The following is a 22474-nucleotide window of genomic DNA, read 5'->3' on the forward strand; positions in this document are numbered from 1 at the left end:
TATACGATGTACCATACCATCAATGATGTACTGGAGCATCTTTTTATGTATCATCTAAGTGAATATATGAAAAATAAATGAGCTGTCTAAATAAATTCTTTACAACGTACTTGTGATATTTTGCACTATTTTTAACGTAAAACATACGTACGGCATTATAATAATTGGAAATATGAGAATTTTATAAATTATCTTTTTTGCAGGAAAATATTTTTAGGTGTCGAATAAATTAACTCGGAAAGATTATTAAATAATTAACATTGTATCTTAATAGCACCATTTTATAGGTATAACGACTAAATAATGTTAATTGGGACTCAAATATTATCGTTATTCACTTTCAATACTTCTAGGGCTACATTGCACTATTTATTTGGAGGTGATTAATTTGAATAGTAATATTTTGTCATGGAAAGAGGCCTGGAAACGTTGTATTGATACCGGTTATGCAAATTGTTTTGATATGGATCCGCTTATTCAAAAATCCTGGTCCAGATGTCTTGAGAAAAACATGCAACCAAATAAGGTTAACAAAGAACATGTTCTAACAGAAACCACTTTACGAGAACGTATTGAGAGAAATTCCCTTCTATTAAAAGCAACACATTTTACCATTGAAAAGCATTATAGTTATCTTAAAGGTTCTAATAGTGTTGTTTTTTTAGTTGATCCAGATGGTTATATTATCTATGTTATTGGTGATTCAATGATCTTATATGAGACCAAACGCGTAAATCTAATCAAGGGCGCCAACTGGTCTGAACATATTCAAGGAACAAATGGTATTGGAACAGCTTTAATAGAAAATAAACCTGTAAGAATTGTGTCTGCCCAGCATTATTGTAGTCCGCTTCACTTTTTAAGCTGCTATGGTGCTCCTATTTATGACAGTCAGGGACGTATAGTTGCAGTGCTAGATATTACTATTCCTGCAAAACAGGATAATCCTTATATTTTACCTATGGTAACTGCTTTGGCTAATCTTATTCAGAATAATTATTTACTATTTCAACGGTGTGATGATCAAATCAAATCAGAAGCGAAATTTTCTATTTTACAGTCTCAATTTATAGATACAGTTAATAACATTGGCATTATCAATGGGCAATATTTTAAGCCCAATATTCTGAAAATTATGAATCATAAAGCTAACAGTCTTTTTGCAGATGAGGAAAGAAGAATATTTTTCTCATCATCTAAAAAAATGGAAAATAATGCCCAAGATTTCCCAGAATCAAATGATTTATCTTTTACTTCAATCATTGGACAAAGTCCGGCGATTCGAAGTTGTATTACTATCGCATCAAAAGCAGCGCGTTCTAACGCTACAGTTTTATTATTGGGGGAAACTGGAACCGGCAAAGAAGAGTTCGCCCGATGCATCCACCACGCGAGTTTACGTAACAGTGGTCCTTTTATCCCTATCAATTGCGCCGCCATTCCCCATTCATTGGCAGAAAGTGAATTATTTGGTTACGATGATGGTGCTTTTACTGGTGCCAAAAAGGGCGGTCAACCGGGTAAATTTGAACTTGCCAATCGGGGAACTATCTTTTTAGATGAAATAGGGGATATGCCGCTTTCTATACAGTCCACATTATTACGCGTTTTGCAAGACAGGTGCCTTCATAGGGTTGGCAGTTCCAATAGCATCAATGTAGATGTGCGTGTTATTGCAGCAACTAATAAAAACTTACAATTGGAAGTAGATGCCGGCAATTTTCGTCAGGATCTTTTTTACCGCTTAAATGTTATTAGCATCAATATTCCGCCATTACGTGAGCGCGATGATGATTTATTTTTAATAATACAGCACTTTTTGAATAAGTCAAACAAATACTTCCAACTATCACCTGCTGTTGAAAAGATTTTTAGGAATTATAGCTGGCCAGGAAACGTAAGAGAGTTGCATAATGTACTTGAACGAGTTATGAATCTGGCAGACGGTAACTATATTCTTCCGTCTCACTTACCACCGGATATTACGTCCAGAAAACAAAAGCAACTCGACTTGTCAAACTTAAAATCCATGGAGCATGTTATGATACGTAACGCATTACGTCAATGCCATGGAAATGTCTCTAAAGCTGCCGGTATACTTGGTATAAGCCGTAATACACTATACCGGAAGATTAAAAGACTCGGCATTGCTGAAGACATATAAACAGAGCTATCATATCCGCTTGGATATATGTCCACCACGGACTAACACTCTGCGGACGGACTCAGCCGGCAGGCAGGACAAGTGAACCCTTTACTGTCGAAAAATCGACGGTCAAAGGCTTACCGGCGGGTATAAAGCGAGTGAGTGGTATTCAATGCAGTATAAACGGAAAATGTTTTGTATGCCTGGTTCATAGTCATTAAAGGACCCCACTCGGAAACCGGCTCCGGCCGCCCCCGAGAAAGCGCTTTTCCCGCCTGCCGCCGCTGTACAAAAGAGCGGCGGTTCCTTTTTATGCCATCAATACAATTATATACATACCGATCGGCCGCTTTTTAGTACCCCGGAATTGTCACCTTCCCATCATGGGGAAATAAAATATTTTACGAGCCCTCAATGACTTAACAACTGCAATAACACAGGCGCAGGTAACCGGATTTGGCAGGTATAGGGAGGCAGAAAGTGATGAGCTATTCAGAAGCGATTATGGCGGATACGCCCACCGGTTGGAAAAATCTGAACAAGGAGGCCCGCTACACTTTAATTGCCGCAATCGGCGGCTGGATGTTCGACGCTTTTGATGTGATGCTGCTGGCTTTGCTGGCCACCCCGATTATGAAAGGTTTCGGCCTGACACCATCCCAGATGGCACTGGTTTTCTCCATCCAGTTGGGGGCTTCCGCCATCGGGGGAATAGTTATGGGCGCCCTGGCAGACTACATTGGACGCAAAAGCGCCCTGATGATCAATATCTTGATCTACGCCCTTTCCACCGGGGCGGTGGTATTCGCCAATTCATTGGGTATCCTGATGGTTCTGCGTTTTTTCACCGGTTTGGGCCTTGGTGGTGAATGGGCTTTAAGCATGACGCTGATTTCCGAATGGATCCCCACCCGGTTCCGCGGGCGGGCCGTTGCCCTGGGCAATGTGGGTTGGCCCCTTGGCACGCTCCTGGCAGCCGTTTTTGCACTTTTCCTGTATCCACTCATCGGCTGGAAGGCCACCTTTGCCGTGGCAGCTTTCCCGGCATTGCTGGTGCTTTGGATACGCCACTTTGTTCCGGAATCCAACTTCTGGCTGCTTTCAAAACACACGCAAAAAAAGGAAAAAAAGAAAAACAAGGTTTCCCTGTTGGAGATTTTCAGCGGCCGGTATGTACGGCATACTGTCCTGATTTTCCTGGGTATTTTATGCACCATGTTCGGCTACTGGATGTTCTGGACCTGGCTTCCCTCCTACCTGGTAAATACCCGCGGCTTCACATTATCACAATCCAGCTCATGGATGGTTGTTACCCAGGTTGGCGCCATTGCCGGCTACATGGTCAACGGCATCATTCAGGACAAATTGGGACGGCGTATTGCATTATCCCTTTTCTCTATTGGTGAGGCGGTCATGATCATTGTTTTTCTAACCCTGATCACAAACTCTCTCTTTATTTACGCCATCGTCCTGCTGCTCGGGTTTTTCACCGGCTACTGGGCCAGTTACGGTTCCATAGTCACGGAAAACTTCCCCACCAAGATCCGGGCCACCGCGGCCGGAGTAACCTATAATTCCGCCCGGGCAATCAATCTTATCGGACCGGTAATCATTACCTCGGTCGCAGCAGCGACCACTTGGAGCATAGCCCTGGCCATGCCGGCTTTTTTCGCCCTCCTGGCCGGCCTGATAGTTTGGACAATCCCGGAAACCAAAGATTGCGACATGTTATTAATGGATAAGGGTATCTAATATCACCGTGAAATTTCCCGGTAATAACGCAGAGTGTAGACCGAACTATTATTTCTGTATAGAGTTAAGATGACGCTGTTAAATCCAGGCGAATTCCTCTGAACGCACCATGGCAAAAATCCTCACCGGGGGCCGGTGGAACATTTTACCGGCCAACCGGTGAGGATTTATTTGGCGTATAGCAGGCGGAACGGGCACGGTTTTTATGACCGTGCCCGTTCCGTTTCCGGAGGGATACCTCACGATACCGGTTTATCTTCCTCAGCCATGGCCGCGATGAGTACGTTCTTAAACCGTTCCAGGGAAACGTCCCGTGCTTCCAGCGGTATACCCATCCAGTCGGAAAAATCGAGAATTTCCTCGACTTTTTCTTCCATGTACCGGTTGAACAACCCCACGCCGTCCAGCATAACCGCTCCCCCGGTATATTGCGGGAAATTTTCATTGGCATGCGCCTTGTCCCAGCCTTCAAATACATTATTGCGGTATTTCAGCCAGCCGGGGGTGCAGAACCAGATTTTACCGCCGGCCGCGATTTCATCCCTTTCCTCCGTGGAGGCCACCATGTCCACACAGTTGTGCACTATTGTGCGAGCAATGTAATAACCTTCTTCCCGCATCCCGTCAATTACCGTATCTATGGTCCGGAGCGGTTCCCTGACATTGATGTAGCAATAGGTGCCGCCGTAGACAATGATAATTTTCCGGGCGTACTTTTTCGCTTCACTCAACTGCTTGAGCAGTTGTTTTTCCAGTTCCAGCGGTTTCTGGTGCAGGCCGGGCGCGGTATAAATAATCTTGGCGGCATCCAGGAAACCGGTTTCCGCCAGGTGGTTCAGCTCCGGGCTCATTGTCCCGCAGGCCACAATGGCATATTCCTTGAAAGAAACGTCAGCGGACACAGCAATCCCACCTTCCGGTATATTTTCTATAATGGTATGCGTCATTTACGCTATGTCTTTCATATTACAATACCTCCGGTGGTGACTGCTGTCAATACTATAGTTGGCAGAAAATTTTGCGGCTGCGGATGATGTTCATTTTCTTTTTTTCTTCCGCCGTACTAATCCGCCGGCGGCGCCGCCGAGCATCCCCAGCAGGCCGAAATAAACAACGGCGAAAAGGGTGCCCCCGTTGAGCACCACGCCCAAGATGCCGTGCAAAACGGGCTCATGCAGGATGGTGGTGATTTTCCTGATCACTGTACCGGAACCGGGGGCACCACCGGTAAACAATACACCGCCGGCCACGCCGCTCAATAGGCCGGCCCAGGCGCCCGCCTCCAGGCCGCCGGCGATCAAACCGGCTATAAAGCCGGCTGCAGCCGGGCCATAGAGCGGAAAGAAAACAAACAACAGTACGGCCGGAATGCCGATGATTAACGCAATAACAAACATAGCCTGCACTCCTTAGCGCCGGGAATAGGTTTTGCCTGCGACGGAGCCCGGAACAGCGGGTTTTGTATACACCGGCGGGATATTTACCGGCACCGGCTCGCCGGACTGAAGCGGCGGCGACATGGCATTATCACCTCCCGGAGTGGCGCCGCTTTCCGGTGAACCGGCCGGGACGGTTTGCATCTGCTGGTTGCTTTCAGCGTGCGGGCTGTTGCCGCTCAAAAAATCGCCGTATTGTTTGATGCTTTCCCGGGTCACATCAGACGGGCCGCCGATATGATAGGCATAGACAAGGAACAATATACCCGCTGCAACTGCGAGCGTTTTCCAAAACAAGGCGGTCGGTAACCCCAAGATGCCCATCATTTTCCTGCGCCACAATAGCCGTCACCCTCTTTCCAACCAGCCGCCGCCGGCAGCCCTGGCGGCAATTTATTCCCCCGCCAGGCCGATCTCACCGGCCACCTTTTGCATTCCCTCGATTGTTCCGGCAATCAGTTCGTCCAGATCCATGCCCAACCTTTCCGCGCCGGCGGCAATAACGTCCCTGTTCGCGCCGGCCGCAAACCCTTTTTGCTTCCATTTCTTTTTCACTGATTTCACTGTCAGTTCTTTGATGCTTTTATCCGGCCTGACCAAAACCGCCGCCGTGATCAGGCCGGTTAATTCATCAATGGCATACAACACCTTTTCCATTTTTTCCACCGGTTCAACATCAGAGCAAATTCCCCAGCCGTGGCTCACGATCGCATGAATGTATTCTTCCGGCCACTGCCTGTCCGTCAATATTTCACGCACTTTTTGACAATGCTCTTCCGGGTACATTTCATAGTCCAGATCGTGCACCAAACCGATAATGCCCCATTTTTCCACGTCCGGTTCGCCAAATTGCTCCGCAAAATACCGCATCACCGCTTCCACGGCCAGGGCATGTTTGATCAAGCTGTCGTTTTGATTGTACTCCTTTAAAAGGGCCAGGGCTTCCGCCCGGTTGGGAACGCCATTATCCATCAACTGCGCCTTCTTTCGCCAAATTATAATCGTCATGCCTGCCGCCAATGCGGCGCCGGCGGACGGATCAGGCTGCCCGGGGACTCCTCCGCAAAGCTTTCTCATGTCACCAGAAGGTTGCCCGGCTTAACCCGGGTCTTATACCTTCCCCGAAAGCTACATCCCGGCGTTGGCCGGGATGCCCGGTACCGGACGATACCCTTTCATCCCGCCCCGCCGGGGGGTCGGGGGCAGGGTTCTATATAACCATTGGTCCGCCAGGCCGGCTCAAAGCCGGCGGCTTGCTATTCCTGCCGCGGCCTGCCCCAGGCTCCGCCAAAGACCAGCTCGCTCAGGGGTTTTCTGGGCCGGGGCTTGGGTTCCTGATCCGGGTAACCCAGAGGGGTGACGGCCACCACCCGCCACGGATCGGGAATATCAAATGCAGCCTTGATCATGCCCTCCTCGAAGATGCCCATCCAGCAGGTGCCCAAGCCCTGCGCGCAGGCGGCCAGCACCAGGTTTTGCAGGGCGATGCCGCAGTCCACCAGATAATAGGCCTGGCCGTCCCGCTCCCCGGAATCGGCGGGATTGGCCGCCAGGATCAGCGCCACCGGGGCGGAGGCGATGCCTTTTTTGCCCGGGTTGGAATCAGGCACGGCCGCCAGCAACTTTTCCTTTTCCGCCGGCGTATCGACCATGATCAGCCGCCAGCACTGCAGGTCCTTCCAGGAAGGAGCCAGCCTGAACGCCTCCAGCAGCGAAGCCAGTTTTTCCTTCTCCACGGGAGTTTCCCGGTATTTGCGGATGCTCCGCCGCGCCGCCACCACATCAAAGAATTCCATACGACCAATTCCTCCTTGCGTTTATAATATTATTCTTACAATTCCAGCCAGGCACCGCCCGCAAGTTGAAAAACGCTTCGCAAACGCCGGCTTCAGATGTATAATATTGATACGCCCTTGCTCAGCCAATACGGGGCTGCCGGCGGGTGAACCTTTCCAGGCTTGTCCAGGAAAAGGTTTACACCATATTATACCACAAAAACCGCCGCTGCACAGCCACCGCCGCGGCCGGACACCAAAGTCCTGGAAATACGCACCGGTGGACGTCCCGGCTGCGGGCGATTTGCCCGGCCACAATTTTGGGGAACGGTTTTAATACAATCGTTTCCGGAACCGCTATAATTGTCCTTAACCACCGCAAACACATGCTCAAGCTTTAAAAAACTGCAGAAAGGTGATCAGACAAAACAATGCTCACCCTGTCCAACTATTTTGTCATCGCCCTGTCCGCTCTGGCCGCCGGTGCGGTCAATTCCCTGGCCGGCGGCGGCACACTGATTTCATTTCCCACCCTGACGGCGCTGGGAATACCGGCTGTAGCAGCCAATATCACCAACACCGTGGCTCTGTGCCCCGGCTATCTGGGCGGCGCCCTGGCACAGGGCAGGGACCTGCAGGGGCAGAGGAAACGACTGTGGCTGTACATACCGGCGGGCATAGCCGGCGGGCTGCTCGGGGGTATCCTCCTGCAAATCACCTCGGAAGCACTTTTCCGTGAACTGGTGCCCTATTTGATTCTGCTCGCCACAGTGCTGCTGGCCGCCCAACCGCTGGTCCGGACCTGGTTGACCGGGCGGACGCAAGACGCCGCAACCAAACCGGGTTCGGACTGGTGGGGACTCGTCCCGGTGTGCATCGCTGCCGTTTACGGCGGATATTTCGGCGCCGGGTTGAGCATCATCGTACTGGCCGTTTTGGGACTCGCCGTCGACGACTCCCTGACCCGGCTCAATGCCTTGAAGCAGGTCATCGCCCTGGCAACCAACCTGGCCGCGGCTATCTTTTTCCTGTTTTCAGGTAAAGTGATCTGGCCGGTGGCGCTGGTGATGCTGACCGGAGCGCTGCTCGGCGGCGCGCTCGGCGGCAGGATGGCGGGTTGCGTGAAACCGGCCGTCTTGCGCTGGCTCGTGGTGGTGATCGGTTTGGTGGTGGCGGTAATTTATTTTATCCGCTAGCCAGGCGCCCCCCATATTGGCACGTTCCCCCCGTGCTCAGTGTGGTGACAGCAATATTTTTGCCCGCTAACGGATGGGAGCCGGATGTAAAGGAAGGGCGCCATTACTGAAGTAATTTCTGTTTTTTTGAGGTGCTTTGCCATGAGCGGAGTCACTGCCGGAAATATTCAAAATACCTCACCGGCCGGCGTTTCCCGGCTGGATGTTTTGCGGGTTTATCTAAAGATCGGTACCATTGGATTCGGCGGCGGGTATGCCGTGATGAACTTGATTCATGCCGAACTGGTGGAAAAACGCCAATGGCTGACGGAACAGCGGTATGAAAACATGCTCTCGCTGTCCGAAATGGCTCCGGGAGCGCTGACCGTCAATTTACTGGCCGGGGTGGCTTACCGTCTGGGGGGCGTGAAAACCATGCTCCTGGCCACGGCCGCTCTCATTCTGCCCTCATTTTTGCTCATTTTGCTCCTGGCCGGATTCTTTCTGGCCTGGCAGCATAACCCGCTGGTGGCCGGGGCATTGGAAGGACTGACCGCCGGTGTGGTCGGGCTGATGCTGGCGGTGGTCTGGGAACTGATCGAGAAATTCCCGAACCACTGGTACTATTACGCCACCGGCGCCGTCGCGCTTGTTTTGGGCTTCTTCCTCCATGTCAATCCGATCTGGCTGGTGATCCTGGGGGCCGCAGCCGGGGGTTTGAAATCATTGGCGTCAATCCTCTACCGCCGCTTGAAAACGGAACCCGGAAAGGATGTGGGGGCTTGACGCTCTATCTCAAGACTCTTTTCCTGCTGGCCTGGTCCTTTTTGAAAGTAGGTTTTTTCGGTTTCGGCGGCGGCTTCGCCATGATTCCCCTGATGCAGGACATCTCCGTCAACCAGTACCACTGGCTGACCCACTCCCAGTTCTCGGCGGCCATCGCCCTGGGTCAGATTACACCCGGTCCGGTGGCCATCGGCGCCACTTTCATCGGCTACAAAGTGGCCGGTTTCCCCGGGGCGCTGGTGGCCACGGTGGCGGTGTTCACCCCGTCGCTGGTAATCATGTGCCTGCTGGCCCGTTTTTATCTGGAAGTGCGCAAAAACCCGGTCACTCAGGGCGTAATGCACGGGGTGCTGCCGGTCATCGTCGCCCTGATCCTGACCGTCGCCATATCACTCGGCGAACCGGCTGTTCATTCCTTTTGGCAATCCATGGTGATCGCCCTGGTGGCCGTACTGGCCATAAAAAACAAGGTCAATTACGGCCTGCTCATTTTGGGCGCCATGGCGGCCGGGATCATTTTTTCCCTGCCCGGCATGCGTTTTTAATGCCCCGGCGCGCCCGCACACCGTCCGATAAAAATTCCTATACGATTCATTAAAAACACTGCAGGCTTAACTCTCCTCAAACCCAAAAGCCTTGAATTTCAGCGTACGGCAATTTTCCGTGACCACCTTTTCCACATCTTCCGGCACCCCGGGAGAGACTTTGGCGTGAATCTCCAGCGTAACCTCCAGCTCCGAGCCGTTCAACGTGCTCAAATGCTGAATGATTTCTTCGGCGATGCGTCCGGCGTCGCGGCCCACCCGGGCGGTGTTCAGTTTCACCGTACCGTAAAAGCGGCATGGACGCGACGGGGGAACGGGCTGAACGGGTATAACGCCATTTGTCCCCGTTCCCGGCGGCGGTACGGTTTGTCCGTCATCAGCAACATTGTCCGCTTTACCGTTATCCGGCGGATAACCATCGGCCGGCGTACCCGTGACAGTCCTTTCACTGGCTGCTTGATCCGCCTCGATCTGCGCCCTGGCCGTGTCCACCTTCACCAGCAGGCCGGAGTCGTAAATCTGTGCCGTGGTCATACCGGTATTCATTTGCAGGCCCAGGTATCGGCCGTTTTCATCGATCCCGGCAGCGTAGGCGAAAAAGTCCTCGCTGCAGATGCCGTCCCGGACGGCGTCAAGCAGCACCCGCTCGTTTTTAAGCCGCGGCAGGTAGCAGTAGCTGGACAGGTATGCCCAGAGTTTTTTGATCTCAATATCCGGCGCGTCTTTCCACAGATACTTGTCCAACTGCATTTTTAAAAGCACGGGCGACCATTGGCTGATTAAAAGTTCATCTCTGACCAATCTTTTACTCGCTCTGGTTATTATGCTGTCGTTACTGCCGTTGACCAATTTAATCGCTTCCCAGCTTACCGGCCCGGTGCCGTCCGGCTGACCGGGCACCAGCAGCCAGTGGTAAGTTTCTTTGATCCGGGCGTCTATGGTTTTGTCCATTTCAACAATCCGGGTGTCCACCTGCCTGCTCTGAAATGCATCCAGGTTGAGCTTTTCTTCCTCACGCTCTTTTTTTATGGATTGCCAGGCCAGGTACTGGCGCACGGCCTGCTCCAGTTCGGGCACCCGGTTTTTATCGGGAGCCAGGAAAACCAGCATGTTGCGGTAGATGCGGGGGCCGGCGCTGCGGGAGGTGAAAATCTCCAGCGCTTTGAGCATTGCCCTGCTGTCCCTGGCGTCCTTGCCGTGGGTGAATTCCGGACGCAGGATGACCAGTCGGGCGCTCTGCTCATCCGGCACGTCCGCGCCAGGGGAAGGAGAAGCCACATGCACCCCGGCCAGTTCACCGCGATCCTTTATTTTTTTCAGACGTCCCACGATTTCTTCTTCCACATAGCCCGGGTCGATGCGTTCCGCCCGGTCGGCGGCAATACGGTTGACACTGGGCCGGGTGTCGAACCAGTATCTTTTTTCATTGGTATATAAATACGTCAGCTGTTCCCCCAGCCGGCGCAGGGCGTCGCCGAAAGTGCCGGGGGATTCACCCGGCTGCACGCACCCCAGTTTGATGCGCACTTCCTCCAGACCCTGCTGGCGTGATTTTTGCCCCGGCGCGGCGGCGGCCGGCGCGCTGCCCATGAATATGGTGCGGGCCACCCGGCGGCAGGCCGAATAGCGGCCCAGATTGGGAATCTCCCGGTCCATGGCCAGCGGTCGGGAGCCGGTGCCGTCAATATCGGTGTCCAGCACCGCCGCCCAGCCGTCTTTTTCCGGCAGGTGACTGGTCAGTTCGTAACGTACGGCCTGGTCGTACAGGGGAACGGTGCCCGGCATGATCAGCAGGGAGCGGTCCTCCCTTTCCCATAATTCATGTATAACCGAAGCCATCAGGCGCAACACGCCCCGGGTGCGCTGGAACCGTTCCAGGGTGGACCAGTCGTTGTAGAGGCGGTCGAACAGCTCCGGATGAATGGGGTAGGCGCTTTTCAACCGGCGCTCGTAGGCGGCTTCACTGCATTCACGGGGAAATTCCCCTTTCTGCTGGTACAATTTCATGAAAGCGGCCAACACCGTATCCCGGGCGGCAAAGTCCAGATCCTGTCCGAATAGGCGCCGGCGCACAATCTCAAAGCTTTCATCCGCTTCGGCCGGTTTCCAGGACGATTCCACCCGGCCGAAGGTTTTCTGCAGGCGATCCAGAGCCTCCTGGCCGCCCTCGCCGCCAGTTTCGATGTCCGAGGCCGGGATGCTGGCCACCACCAGGGCGTTTTTGGAGCGCTTGGCCCCTTCGGTCAGCGCCTGGGCGAAGGTCATATTGGCTTCAAAGGAGCCGGCCGGCAGTATTTCCTGCAGTCTGTACAACTGGCGGACAAAGGCCACCCATTCGTCAATGAGCACCAGGGCCGGTCCGAAATGATCAAAGAGTTCTTTGAGCGAATCCGAACCGGGCGACACGCCGTCCCGATCCGCTTCCGCCACCAAGGCATAACCTTCCCGGCCGCCCAGCTGATGGGCGATTTCTCCCCAAAGGGTATGCACATGGGTACCGTCCGGCTTGACATGAACTTTGCTGGGAGAAAATGCGACGCCGTTGATTACCGCTCTGTTCGCCCGGGGGATCTTCTCCACCCCGGCGGCGTTAAGCACCGGTTCCAGTCCGGGCATGCCGGCCGCCGAAAGCCCGCCGCCGAAAAGATGATAGAGAGCCAGCATGGTGTGGGTTTTGCCGCCCCCGAAGGAAGTCTGCAGCTGGACCACCGGGTCGCCGTCCAGGCCGGAAAGCCTTTTCAGCGCCGTGGTCAAGAGCATGGAAATGCCCTCGGTTAAGAAGGTGCGGCGGAAAAATTCCTTCGGCTCGGCATACTCGTCATCCGCCTCACCATTGACCACCTTGGCCAGGTCGGCGGCGAATTCGGCCTTCTGATAACGGCCGGAAGCCACGTCCGGATGGGGGGTGATCACTTCCCGCCACGGTTTGAGTCCGGCCGTCGTACCCGTTTCGGTAACGGCCTGTATGGTTTTCTTCAATTTGCTTTTTGTTTCCGTTTCATACCGCTGGCGGAGCAGTTCATGGGCCAGTTTGTCCGTTTCCTGCGCTTCCTCGGCGGCCACGGCCTGCAGGAGCCGGGTCATGGTGTCCAAACCCCGGTAGGCATCGTCGGTGGTGAAGGGCTGCTGGTGCGCCCAGCGGTTGCGCACCTCCCGCAACTCGCTGACGTAATTGCGCCCGCTGTGGCCCAGCTTGTACTGGAACACGTCGTTCCAGTTGTTCCACATGACCATCAGCAAAGCTTGCACGTCCAGTGCACCCAGCCGTTCTTCCTCCGGTCCGTCCAGCTTCAAAGCCTCATCCACGCCCGGCGAACCGGACAGGGCGTAAAGAACGCCCTGCTTCCACCAGTTTTTACCCGTCAGCCGGGATTTCAGTTCCCTGGCGATGAATGGAGTCAGGCCGCAGCGCAGGAACTCCAGTCCGCGCCCCACCCGCTCGTGATTGCTGATGCTCATTTATCTTCACCCCCGCCGGCGGCGTAATCAAATTCAAGCGTCTGCTCTTTGCCTGTGCCCCCGGTTTTCAGTGTGCTCAGGCGGGACCAGGCCACCACCAGGCCGTTGTAGGCCAGGGCCTCGCCCGTCCAGCCGCGGCGTTCGCAGATGTTGTACAGCCGGTAGGCCAGATCCCGGGCCGCTTCGCCCACTCCGGACATGTTTTTGAGCAATGCGGCGGCCGCTACTTCGCTTTCCCCGTACAACTTACGGATGAGGTATTGGACGGCCTTCCAGACGGTGGGACGTTTTTCGGCGGCCGGCTGCCAGTCCGCCGGATATTCCTCCCGCTTCAACAACCTGACCCTGCCGCCCCGGGCGGTTAAAATGCCCGCTTCCTGTAAACCGGCCACACTGGTGTTCTTGGCTTTGGAAAGAGTTTCCGCCACGCCGAATGCCGCCTCATCCATGCCGAACTGCTCAAACCAGGCCAGTGCCCAGCGTGTTTCCCGGTCGAAGTCGCCTTCCTGCTCGGCCAAATATTCATCCAGCGCCTGGTTGATCAGGGCCAGGGCGGTGCGCACGGGCATTGGCGTGCCGTCGGACTCCAGGATCGATTTGTGCCGGGAGAAGATGGCCATGCCCGGGCCGATGGAGGCCTGGGCCATATCCACCGGAGCGATGTGACTTTTCTGCAGTTCTTTCAAGGCCGGCGGCAGTTCCCGGCGCAGGGCATTGAGAAACTCCCGCCGGGTGATGGCCGAAGCGTCTGCCGCCCGGGGCCGGCAGACCAGGACAATGGATGAGGCCAGGGCGTTGGTGCCAATGGATACGCTGCGTGCCGACCGTTCCGTACGCATCGGCCAGGTGCCGTTGATCTGAAATCCGGCCTCAATCAGGCTTGATAACATGGTTTCCCAGCCGGTGGAAGTAACGGCCGGTTCTCCACTGTCCCCATTCTCCCCGTTTTCCGCTTGTTTGAAGGCGTAGTAGATGGTAAAGGGATAATCATTGTTCGACTTCTGCCGCATCAGCTGAAAGGCTTTTTGCAGTCCGGCTCTGAAATGTTCTTCAGCCGCCTTTTTGCTTCCGCTGAAACGGTAGGGCGTAGCCACCAACTCCGGCTCCTTGGGCGTGAGCATGGTCCGGAAAAGATCCGGGTATACATTACCCAGACTGCGGCGCAGCCAGATGTAAAAGAAGTCGGACAGGTCGGCGTAGCCGATGTTATCGTAATAGGGCGGGTCGGTGGAAATGACCAGGCCATCGAATGTAGCAATGGATGAGGTCGCATCCAGTTGCCGGGCCTGTCCCTGCAAATTGGCCGGTAAAGACGAAATAACCTGCTGCACCCAGTTTATACAACCGAGCCAGTTGCCGGTGGAATCGCTGAATGGATTTCCCTCTACAAAATCCCAAATCATTGGAATAGCCTGGCGGGCAAAGGTATTGCGAATATTATCTCTCTCACTATTCCAGCTGCATATTGTTGACCAATAATCGGCCGCCTTGTCCACTGCCAGGGCCAGATAAGTTGCCACCGCGTCGGCATAAGCCGTGGCGCCGGCGCCGCCGTCGTGCAGCGGCACCCCGTCGTCGGGCAGACCGGCGGCTATGGCGTCGGCCAGCACTTTTTCCCGCGCCCCGCCCACCAGGTCGCTGAAGGTGGTCAGGGCCACCAACTGGCGGGGGGTAAAGAGGTCGGCAAAGGTTTTCATGCCATAGTTGGGGGTCTTAAAATCCCGGGGATTATGTGGTAAATCCGCCTCCGGCCGCCATTCCGGCACTGCCTGTTCAGCAATCTTCACCTGTTCATCTTCCGGGGCCAGATAAATCCGTTCCCGCTCCCCCTCGGCCACCACGGCCATCAACTGCCGCCCCATTTGCCCGGATTGTCCTTCCCGGCGCACGTGCTCAAAGGACACCGGCGTGCCGCAGACGATGCACCGCGCTCCCCGCCGGTTCACCGTTCCTTCCGGCGGGCCGCCGTTTCCCGTGCGCACCTCGAACCGCACCGTTTTTGCTTCCCGGTCCACCACCGGCTCCACCCAGGCCTGCTTATTTTTCTTTTTGGACAGCCAGAAGGAACGCACCAGGGGCATCTGTGCCTCGCAGGCCGGATTGGGGCAGCGCACCGTGCGCGCCCACAGCCAGGCGATCACCGTCTCACCATGCGGTCCTTTGGGGTATAAGTGGCCGATGCGCTTTTCCGCTTCCTGCCGCATCCAGCGGCCATAGTAGTACACGTCGGCAGCCAGGCCGGCGGCCCCGCGCCAGCCCTCACCCGCCAGCATTTCCCCCCTCTTTTCCGGATTCACCGGCGGCCGCCCGGCAAACCGGGGCGGAATTTCAATCAGCGCCCTGGTGATCAGCACGGCCACGGGGTTCAGGTCACTGCCATAAGCCTGCAACCCCAGCCGTTGCGCCTCCAGGGGGATGGAGCCGCCGCCGCAGAAGGGATCCAGCACCGCCGGCGGATGGCCGCCGGTTGATTTCAGGATTTCCTCCCTGGCCTGCTTCAAAACAGTTTCGTTATTTACATTTTCCCATTTGACCAGTTCACCAATTAACTCAAAGAGTTTTTCCCGTTCCCGGTCATTACCCGGATCATCCAACAGTGAGGCGAAAAGCACCGCCCGGCAGGCCGCCAGGGGACGCCGCGCCCACCATAAGTGCAGGGTGGATGGATGGCCATGCCGGATGGATTTTTCCCGGGCCGACTGCTGGTTGATCGCGTCCAGGGGCAGGGCCACTTCAATCAGTTTTTTGCGCACACCCATTATGTATATAACCTCGTTTCATCAACTGTGTTCAATCACCATCAGTTCCGGCATGGGGAAGTGCCGGACGTTTTTTGTCACCAGGGTCAGGGATTTCTCCACCGCCGCAGCGGCAATCAACGTGTCGGAAATGGACAGGGTGATCCCCTTCTTCTGATAATCCCGCCGGTACAGGCCGGCCCGGCGGGCCGTCCTGTAGCCGATAGGATGGTAGACCAACGCCTCCAAAAATTCTTCGATCCGGGGCAGTTCTTCCGGCTTGGCCCCGGAAAATATCTCGGCCACCGTCACCGGACAGCAGGCCAGCGGTCCTTCTTCCACCAGCCCGTTCAGCATCTCCGCCGCTTCTTTCCGGCCGCGGAGAAAGTCGATCAAAATGGTGGTATCCAAAAGAAATCCGTTATTGTTCAAAAAGTCTCCTCCTCCGGGCCTCCGTTTCTTCCCTCAATTTACGCACCCAGGAATAGGTGTCCCCGGAAGTGGCAAATTCGGGGTAATCCTTTTCCCTAAAAATGCCGGCCGCCGTTTGCAAAGCCTTTTTTTGTTTCAGCCGGAGCAGTTCTTTTTGCGTCGCTTCGATGATGAATTTGCTGCGCTTGCCCGGACCGACCAGCTTATCCAGGTCGGTGAGCAGGGCAACCGGAAACCGGACGGGCGTCAGTTTGGTGTTTTCCATACCACAGCCTCCATGTAAATGTGTTTGTATTATTTTATTGTATATACAATGGAGAGGCAAGCATTATTATTTAAAAACGGCCGGAGCAATAGAAACCGCCCGCTCATACACCCCTGGCCAGCAGTTCATCCAGGTCATAGTTTACACTGGTTACTCCGAAATCGGGCTCCTTTTGGAAGGGTTTGTTTAAATACGCCGTCCGTTCCACTTGATCCCCGTCCGCCACCACCAGGGCCAGAATGAACTGTTCGGGTTTGTTCAGTGCCGTCAGGATCTCGTTCCTGGTCACCGTAACCGTTTTGGCCCCTTTGATCCGTCCTTTGACCTCGATGAAGTAGAGCAGTCCGCGCGCTGGATCCCGGGACTCAATGTCGTAACCGCATTTATCCGCCGAAACGTCCCGCGGCTCCCGGCCCAGGCTCCGTTCCCGAACCAGCACCGCCTCCATGGCCAGACGCTCCACCCGGGCGGTTTCCCGGGCGAATAAATCCGGTTCCGCCGTTTCTTCTCCCCGCAAACGGGCCGGCAGACCGGCGGGTACCACCAGGGCGCCGCCCGTCACCACCGGGGGCAGGGGCGACAGACGCCGTTCCTGCGCCAGTTCGGTGAGGCGTTTCTGCAGCCGGGCGGCCAGCTCGTCGGCCCGCTGGCGGGCCTTGACCGAATTGATGCGGGCGTTTATTTTTCCGGCGCTCTCCTGTGCCTTGAGATCTTCCGCCCGGTGATCCCAGTAGTTGATTTCCTTGGTCAGCCGGTCTTTGACCGCCGCCGCCACTTTGTCCACCAGCTCTTCCCGGCGGCGGCGCGTTTCTTCGAAATGCCGCGGCACGATGTGCTCCACCGCGTGGGTGATTATGCTTTGCTCCAGCTCACCGTGCAGCCAGGGGGCATCCAGCGCCGGCCGCAGCAGGGCAAGCTCATCTTCTTTTGCCGGCCGGTAATCCAGATAGGGGGCGTAACCGGCGCTGCGCACCCGGCCGGTTTCATCCATCTCCACAAACTGCATCTGGCGGGAGACCACCCGCCGGTTCCCGGCCTGATCGCTGCGCCCGTCCTGGATGGCATGTTCCAGGTAAAAAAGCACCCGTGTCCGCCCGCCGTTGTCGCCGGGGTCGATCAAAACAGCACCTTTTTTCAATAGCTCCCGGTAGCGTTCGATGATCAGGTCGATAGTGGCGTCAAGCAGGGGATGGCCGGGACAGATAAAGGCGGCCGGCGGGAAACCGGGCATGTTGATCCTTTCTTTTTCAAAGCAGACCCGCTCATAGCAGGAAAGCACCGGGCTGCCGGTACCGATCAGCCGGTCCCGCTGGCGGATCGACGCCGGCACATGGGTAATCTCGTAACGCCCCGGCTCCCGCTGGCGGATGGTGCCGCCCAGCAGGGCAAAGGCTTCCAGAAAGAAGGAACGGATGAAATGAGGCTGCAGGCGGCGGGCCGCGGCCCGTTCCATATCCGCGCGGATCCGCTGCACCCGGGTGGCGTCCATGGAACCGGCGGCCAGCGCCCTTTCTTCCAGCAGCCGGGTCAAGTGTTCCCGGTCCAGCGCCCGGTCGACCACCTGGTATAAACGGGCGCGCACTTCCGGATTTTCACCGTAGCGGATGGCTTCCATGAGCAGATCCCGTAACGGGTAGTCGTCAAATACCCGGCCCAGCACGTCAAACACCCGGCCGCCCAGGGCCTCCCGCTCTTCGGCCAGTTTTTCCAGCAGACGGTGGTACACTTCCCCTTCCCTGGTTTCGGCGGCCACCAGGTTCCACAGGTGGCAAACTTCGGTCTGGCCGATGCGGTGAATGCGCCCGAAGCGCTGTTCCAAACGGTTGGGGTTCCAGGGCAGGTCGTAGTTGACCATCAGGTGGGCGCGCTGCAGGTTGATGCCTTCCCCGGCGGCGTCGGTGGCCACCAGGATCTGCACTTCCTTCTGGTGGATGAAGGCTTCCTGCACTTTGCGCCGCTCTTCCCGGGACATGCCGCCGCTGATGGTGGCCACCGCCTCTTTGCGGCCGAGCAGGTTGCTGATTTTTTCCGCCAGGTAATGCAGGGTATCCCGGTATTCAGTGAAGATGACCAGCTTGCGCCGGTGACCGTGGGCGTCGAACATGCGGGCCTCATCCTGCAAAAGGCTGGACAGCTCTTCCCATTTTTTATCCGCCCCGGACAGATAGACCCGCTGCGCCGTTTCTTCCAGCTGTTTCAGTCCGGCGATTTCTATTTCCAGTTCGGCGATGGTGCGGGCGGCGGTGGCCTGATCCACCAGGATCTCTTCCGTTTCTTCCCGCTCTTCGGCCGGCGCATCCTCCAGGTCGGCCAGGGCTTCCTCGTCCAAAGTGTCGCTTATGGTTAACCTTGCTTCCCGTCCCCGTTGAAGCAGCTTTTCTTCGCGCAGCCGTCTTTCCAGCCTTTCCCGCCGGCGTTTGAGGGACTGGTAAATGGCTGCCGGCGATGAGGCCAGGCGCCGCTGCAGTATGGTCAGGGCGAAGCCCACCGAGGTGCGGCGCGCCCCTTCTCCCTCCGCGGCCAGGCGGTCGGCGCGGTTCATTTCCTCCCGCACGTAAGCGGTCACAGCTTCATAAAGCGCCGCCTCTCTGTCAGACAAGCGGTAGGTGACGGTGTAGGCGCGTCTTTCGGGAAAAAGCGGTGTGCCGTCGAATTTCAGCAGCTGTTCTTTGACCAGGCGGCGCATCAAATCCGAGGTATCCACCACATGCACCCCGTCCCGGAAGCGCCCTTCAAAGCGGTCCCCGTCCAAAAGGGCCATAAACAGCTGGAAGTCTTCCTCCTTGCCGTTGTGCGGCGTGGCGGTCATGAGCAGGAAATGGCGGGTGATGGTGCCGAGCAGGCGGCCCAACCGGTAGCGTTTGGTCGTTTTCAGCTCGCCGCCGAAGAAGGTGGCGGACATTTTGTGCGCCTCGTCGCAAATGATCAGATCCCAGTCCGTGATCCGCAGTTTGTCCTGGATGTCGTCGTTGCGGCTCAACTGGTCCAGGCGGCAGATGATCAGGTTCATTTCGGCGAAGGGGTTCCCCGTGCGGGCGGTTTCAAACCTTTCCCGGGTGAGGATTTCAAAGGGCAGGTGAAACTTGCCGGCCAGTTCGTCCTGCCACTGTTCCACCAGGTTGCCGGGAACGCAGATCAAACAGCGGTGCACGTCGCCCCGGATAATTAACTCCTTAATCAGCAGGCCGGCCATAATCGTTTTGCCCGCCCCGGGATCGTCCGCCAGCAAAAAGCGCAGGGGCTGGCGGGAGAGCATTGATTCGTATACGGCGGTGATCTGGTGGGGCAGCGGTTCAATCAAAGAGGTATGCACGGCCAGCAAAGGGTCGAAAAGGTAAGCCAGCCGGATGCGCCGCGCTTCGGAAACCAGGCGGAAAAGCCCGCCGTCGCCGTCGAAGTTCCAGGGCCGGCTGCGGGTGACGATTTCCAATGCCGGTTCCCGGTCGCGGTAGAGCAGTTCGTTGCCCAGCCGGCCGGCGGCATCTTTGTAAGTCAACTCCACGGCCACGGTGCCGAGCCATTTGACGTCCACCACCGTGACCGGGGAGCCGGGCAGGATGCCTTTGACGGATGCGTCGCGGGTGAGGTCTTCCAATCGGGCCATAAAATTGCTCCTCGGTATAAGTTTGTTGAATATTTCTATTTCGAAGATGAAAATCCTTTAAAGAAACTATTTCCGACAATACCACAGGATGGCGTTAGCGAGAACTATTGCATCCCGAATTTCTTTATATAACGGCAAACCATGCTCCCCGGTTTCCACTCCGGAAAGCATCTTTAAACGCTTGTTTGCCATTCCGCAGACGGTCAAGGCCTACCGGATATTCCATCCCTAAAAAATAAATTCTCGCCCTACTGGTTTTGATTTACCACTTCAACACAACCCGTATCGGGATCCATCATTAGTCCATGTATTTTCACGTCACGGGGAATCAAGGGGCTGTTGCGAATTTGCATAACAACACGACGGACGTTTTCCGTTTCATCCGCAAAAGTACCGATCCATTCGACCAAATTTAATTCAGCGATCGCCCCCTCAGGCACCCCCCTGGCGAGCATTTTCTGCCGCAGCGCCTGAACATCCACCCCGACCATGCCGCAATCCCTGTGCCCAATGACAATGATTTCCCCGACCCCCAGCAGATAAACGGCAACCACCAGGCTGCGCAGCGCTCCCTGATCGAGGATATTGCCCGCATTCTTGATCACTTTGGCATCTCCCCGCGCCAAACCCAAAGCCGGTTCCACCAGTTCAACCAAACGCGCGTCCATACAAGTTAAGATGGCCAAACGCAAACGCGGGTATTTTGAAACAACGGGCGTTTTTTTCGCCATAAAGTTTTTGTTGGCTGATAAAAGCTCTTCAATCATTTTGGATTACCCCCCCCTTAATTTATCCGGGTAATTCTTTTGTTTTGAACGGAATCTCTGCCGGTACGGTAAAACTTTTTAGTTTCCCGGCATTGTCATCCCCGTTCCCGATCCGCACCGGGGCGGGGAATCATCCCAACCGGCATTAAAAATCAAACAATCTATAATCCGTCTTGTCAAACATAATCTTCCCCAGATAAGTTTCGCCGTCCATGAGCACGGCGCGTGCCCCCTGCAGTTGCCCGGCGGGGATGGCGATCAGCAGCCGGTGCGCGTCGCCCTCCACCTGTGCCGGCGGCAGGTCGAGGTTGTTGGGCGCCGGTGTCTGCACCTGCACCTGGCGGCCGGTTATCTCGTAATCCAGCCGTTTCACCTTGCCGTCCGGGAAGAAAAAGCGCATGTCCACCCGGTAGGCGACCCGGGTTGAGAGCGGCTGTTCGGTCTGCAGCACCAGCCACAGGCGGTCGTCCTGGCGCAGCATGCCCACGGCGGACAGATCGGGCAGCCTTTCCAGGCGGTAAAACAGCCGGTAGAAGCTGGTGTCCGTCCGGGCGTCGCGCACCAGGGAGGCAAAGTCCTCCCGGCCGGAAAGGGCGGGCGGCTCACTGCGGTTGGGGATCACCGGCACATTGAAGGAGCCGTACAACTCGGTGCTTCTGATAAAGGCACGCAGAAACGGACCCATCACCTTTTCCTGGGTGGCGTAACAGTGGATGGCCCGGCTTTTTAAATCAATTTCCTCTTTTGACAGGGGCACCTCCCGCCATTTGGTGCCGATCCCGAGCATTTCCTTGGGCGGCCGCAGCGGCTTGCCCGGCTCGGCAATCAGCGGTTCCGGCCAGTAACTGCGGTGCACCAGGTAGGTGTATAGATTGGCCCGGTAGTTCATTTCGGCCAGGGTATACTGGACAAAGGCGTTTACCGCCCAGTGATCGGGGTGCTCGTCCCCCGGGTCGGGCAGATAAATGTCCGTCGGCTTGTATTCGGCGATGATATTGGTCAGGGCGGCGACCACGCTCTCACCACAATAGGGGGCACCCGGTTTCCAGGCGCTGGCATAGGGGACCCGGTCAGCACCGTTGATGCCGGTATACGGATGGCTGCAATCCCAGTTGTTGTACCACAGGCGGCGCGTGCCGCCGTCGGGGTAACCGAGGAATATGACGTCCTTTTCCGGCAGCCCCAGCGTTTCCATGGCCCGGATGGTTTCCAGGCGCCGGGCTTCCCCCAGCCTGCGGTAGTCCGCGGCGGTGAGGCTGCGTTTGCCGGTAAAAGCCTGCGCCGCTTTGGCAAACCCGTCCCCGTAGGTGACCACGACCACGCGCACCGGCGTTCCCTGCTTCACCGCCCGGGCAATCATGCCGCCCGGTCCCAGCGTCTCGTCATCCGGGTGGGGGGCCACCACCAGCACCCGCTGCACCGGCACGTCGCCCGCCGGCACATTGACCCCGAACCACTGCGGGTAGGCGAAAAAAATGAACAGGCCCGCACCAACCAGGATCACCGCCAGGAGCAGGGAAGGAATAATTCTTTTCCGGGGGAGCCGTTTCAATCTATTGAACAAAGTGCCCCCTCCTCCGGTCCTCCGCCTCTT

Annotated in this window: 17 protein-coding genes; 5 read left to right on the forward strand and 12 right to left on the reverse strand. The window is 55.9% G+C overall.

Features of this window, described 5'->3' with window-relative positions; translation table 11 throughout:
- Positions 1 to 388 precede the first annotated feature (388 nt).
- Both A6M21_RS09315 and A6M21_RS09320 read left to right on the forward strand, forming a co-directional pair.
- A complete protein-coding gene (locus A6M21_RS09315; RefSeq protein WP_078060545.1) occupies positions 389 to 2164 on the forward strand; it encodes a sigma-54-dependent Fis family transcriptional regulator in 1776 nt (591 codons plus the stop codon).
- Positions 2165 to 2629: 465 nt separating this feature from the next.
- Positions 2630 to 3898 carry an MFS transporter gene (locus A6M21_RS09320; RefSeq protein ID WP_066668099.1) on the forward strand — a complete coding sequence of 423 codons (1269 nt, stop codon included), beginning with the start codon at positions 2630 to 2632 and terminating at the stop codon, positions 3896 to 3898.
- Positions 3899 to 4137: 239 nt separating this feature from the next.
- Here the strand turns inward: A6M21_RS09320 and A6M21_RS09325 are convergent, their stop codons facing one another.
- The 5 genes from A6M21_RS09325 to A6M21_RS09345 form a co-directional block, all read right to left on the reverse strand.
- Complete coding sequence (locus A6M21_RS09325) at positions 4138 to 4800, reverse strand: DUF1638 domain-containing protein (protein ID WP_066668361.1); 663 nt, start codon at positions 4798 to 4800, stop codon at positions 4138 to 4140.
- Positions 4801 to 4935: 135 nt separating this feature from the next.
- Positions 4936 to 5295 carry a hypothetical protein gene (locus tag A6M21_RS09330; RefSeq protein WP_066668101.1) on the reverse strand — a complete coding sequence of 120 codons (360 nt, stop codon included), beginning with the start codon at positions 5293 to 5295 and terminating at the stop codon, positions 4936 to 4938.
- Positions 5296 to 5307: 12 nt separating this feature from the next.
- Positions 5308 to 5595, reverse strand: coding sequence for a hypothetical protein (locus A6M21_RS09335; protein ID WP_151191880.1), 288 nt, complete (start codon positions 5593 to 5595; stop codon positions 5308 to 5310).
- A gap of 132 nt (positions 5596 to 5727) precedes the next feature.
- On the reverse strand, positions 5728 to 6306 hold the full coding sequence (locus A6M21_RS09340) for an HD domain-containing protein (protein ID WP_066668105.1): 579 nt from the start codon (positions 6304 to 6306) through the stop codon (positions 5728 to 5730).
- Between the two features lie 284 nt (positions 6307 to 6590).
- Positions 6591 to 7130, reverse strand: a complete 540-nt coding sequence (locus A6M21_RS09345) for a nitroreductase family protein (RefSeq protein WP_066668107.1) — start codon at positions 7128 to 7130, stop codon at positions 6591 to 6593.
- Between the two features lie 410 nt (positions 7131 to 7540).
- Between A6M21_RS09345 and A6M21_RS09355 the strand changes: the two genes are divergently transcribed.
- The 3 genes from A6M21_RS09355 to A6M21_RS09365 all read left to right on the forward strand — a co-directional run bounded on the left by A6M21_RS09355 (position 7541) and on the right by A6M21_RS09365 (position 9615).
- On the forward strand, positions 7541 to 8305 hold the full coding sequence (locus tag A6M21_RS09355; protein WP_066668110.1) for a sulfite exporter TauE/SafE family protein: 765 nt from the start codon (positions 7541 to 7543) through the stop codon (positions 8303 to 8305).
- Positions 8306 to 8446: 141 nt separating this feature from the next.
- A complete protein-coding gene (locus A6M21_RS09360) occupies positions 8447 to 9070 on the forward strand; it encodes a chromate transporter (RefSeq protein ID WP_066668112.1) in 624 nt (207 codons plus the stop codon).
- Positions 9067 to 9615, forward strand: a complete 549-nt coding sequence (locus A6M21_RS09365) for a chromate transporter (RefSeq protein WP_066668114.1) — start codon at positions 9067 to 9069, stop codon at positions 9613 to 9615. Before A6M21_RS09360 ends, A6M21_RS09365 begins: the two co-directional genes overlap by 4 nt.
- Before the next feature lie 66 nt (positions 9616 to 9681).
- Here the strand turns inward: A6M21_RS09365 and A6M21_RS09370 are convergent, their stop codons facing one another.
- The 7 genes from A6M21_RS09370 to A6M21_RS09400 all read right to left on the reverse strand — a co-directional run bounded on the left by A6M21_RS09370 (position 9682) and on the right by A6M21_RS09400 (position 22444).
- Positions 9682 to 13074, reverse strand: coding sequence for a Swt1 family HEPN domain-containing protein (locus A6M21_RS09370; RefSeq protein ID WP_066668116.1), 3393 nt, complete (start codon positions 13072 to 13074; stop codon positions 9682 to 9684).
- Positions 13071 to 15833, reverse strand: a complete 2763-nt coding sequence (locus A6M21_RS09375; RefSeq protein WP_066668118.1) for a DUF1156 domain-containing protein — start codon at positions 15831 to 15833, stop codon at positions 13071 to 13073. The genes A6M21_RS09370 and A6M21_RS09375 overlap by 4 nt, the downstream gene beginning before the upstream one ends.
- A gap of 21 nt (positions 15834 to 15854) precedes the next feature.
- A complete protein-coding gene (locus A6M21_RS09380; protein ID WP_066668120.1) occupies positions 15855 to 16244 on the reverse strand; it encodes a type II toxin-antitoxin system VapC family toxin in 390 nt (129 codons plus the stop codon).
- Positions 16234 to 16509 carry a hypothetical protein gene (locus tag A6M21_RS09385; RefSeq protein WP_066668122.1) on the reverse strand — a complete coding sequence of 92 codons (276 nt, stop codon included), beginning with the start codon at positions 16507 to 16509 and terminating at the stop codon, positions 16234 to 16236. Before A6M21_RS09385 ends, A6M21_RS09380 begins: the two co-directional genes overlap by 11 nt.
- 103 nt (positions 16510 to 16612) lie before the next feature.
- Positions 16613 to 20113, reverse strand: coding sequence for a helicase-related protein (locus tag A6M21_RS09390; protein WP_066668125.1), 3501 nt, complete (start codon positions 20111 to 20113; stop codon positions 16613 to 16615).
- 248 nt (positions 20114 to 20361) lie between these two features.
- Entirely contained in the window at positions 20362 to 20880 is a 519-nt protein-coding gene (locus A6M21_RS09395; protein WP_066668127.1) for a beta-class carbonic anhydrase, read from the reverse strand.
- Between the two features lie 145 nt (positions 20881 to 21025).
- The gene (locus A6M21_RS09400) at positions 21026 to 22444 is read right to left on the reverse strand and encodes a PIG-L deacetylase family protein (RefSeq protein ID WP_078060547.1); all 1419 of its coding nucleotides are present in this window, start codon (positions 22442 to 22444) and stop codon (positions 21026 to 21028) included.
- Between the last annotated feature and the right edge of the window lie 30 nt (positions 22445 to 22474).

It is taken from the genome of Desulfotomaculum copahuensis (assembly GCF_001655685.1).
Classification (GTDB): Bacteria; Bacillota; Desulfotomaculia; order Desulfotomaculales; family Desulfovirgulaceae; genus Desulfotomaculum_G; species Desulfotomaculum_G copahuensis.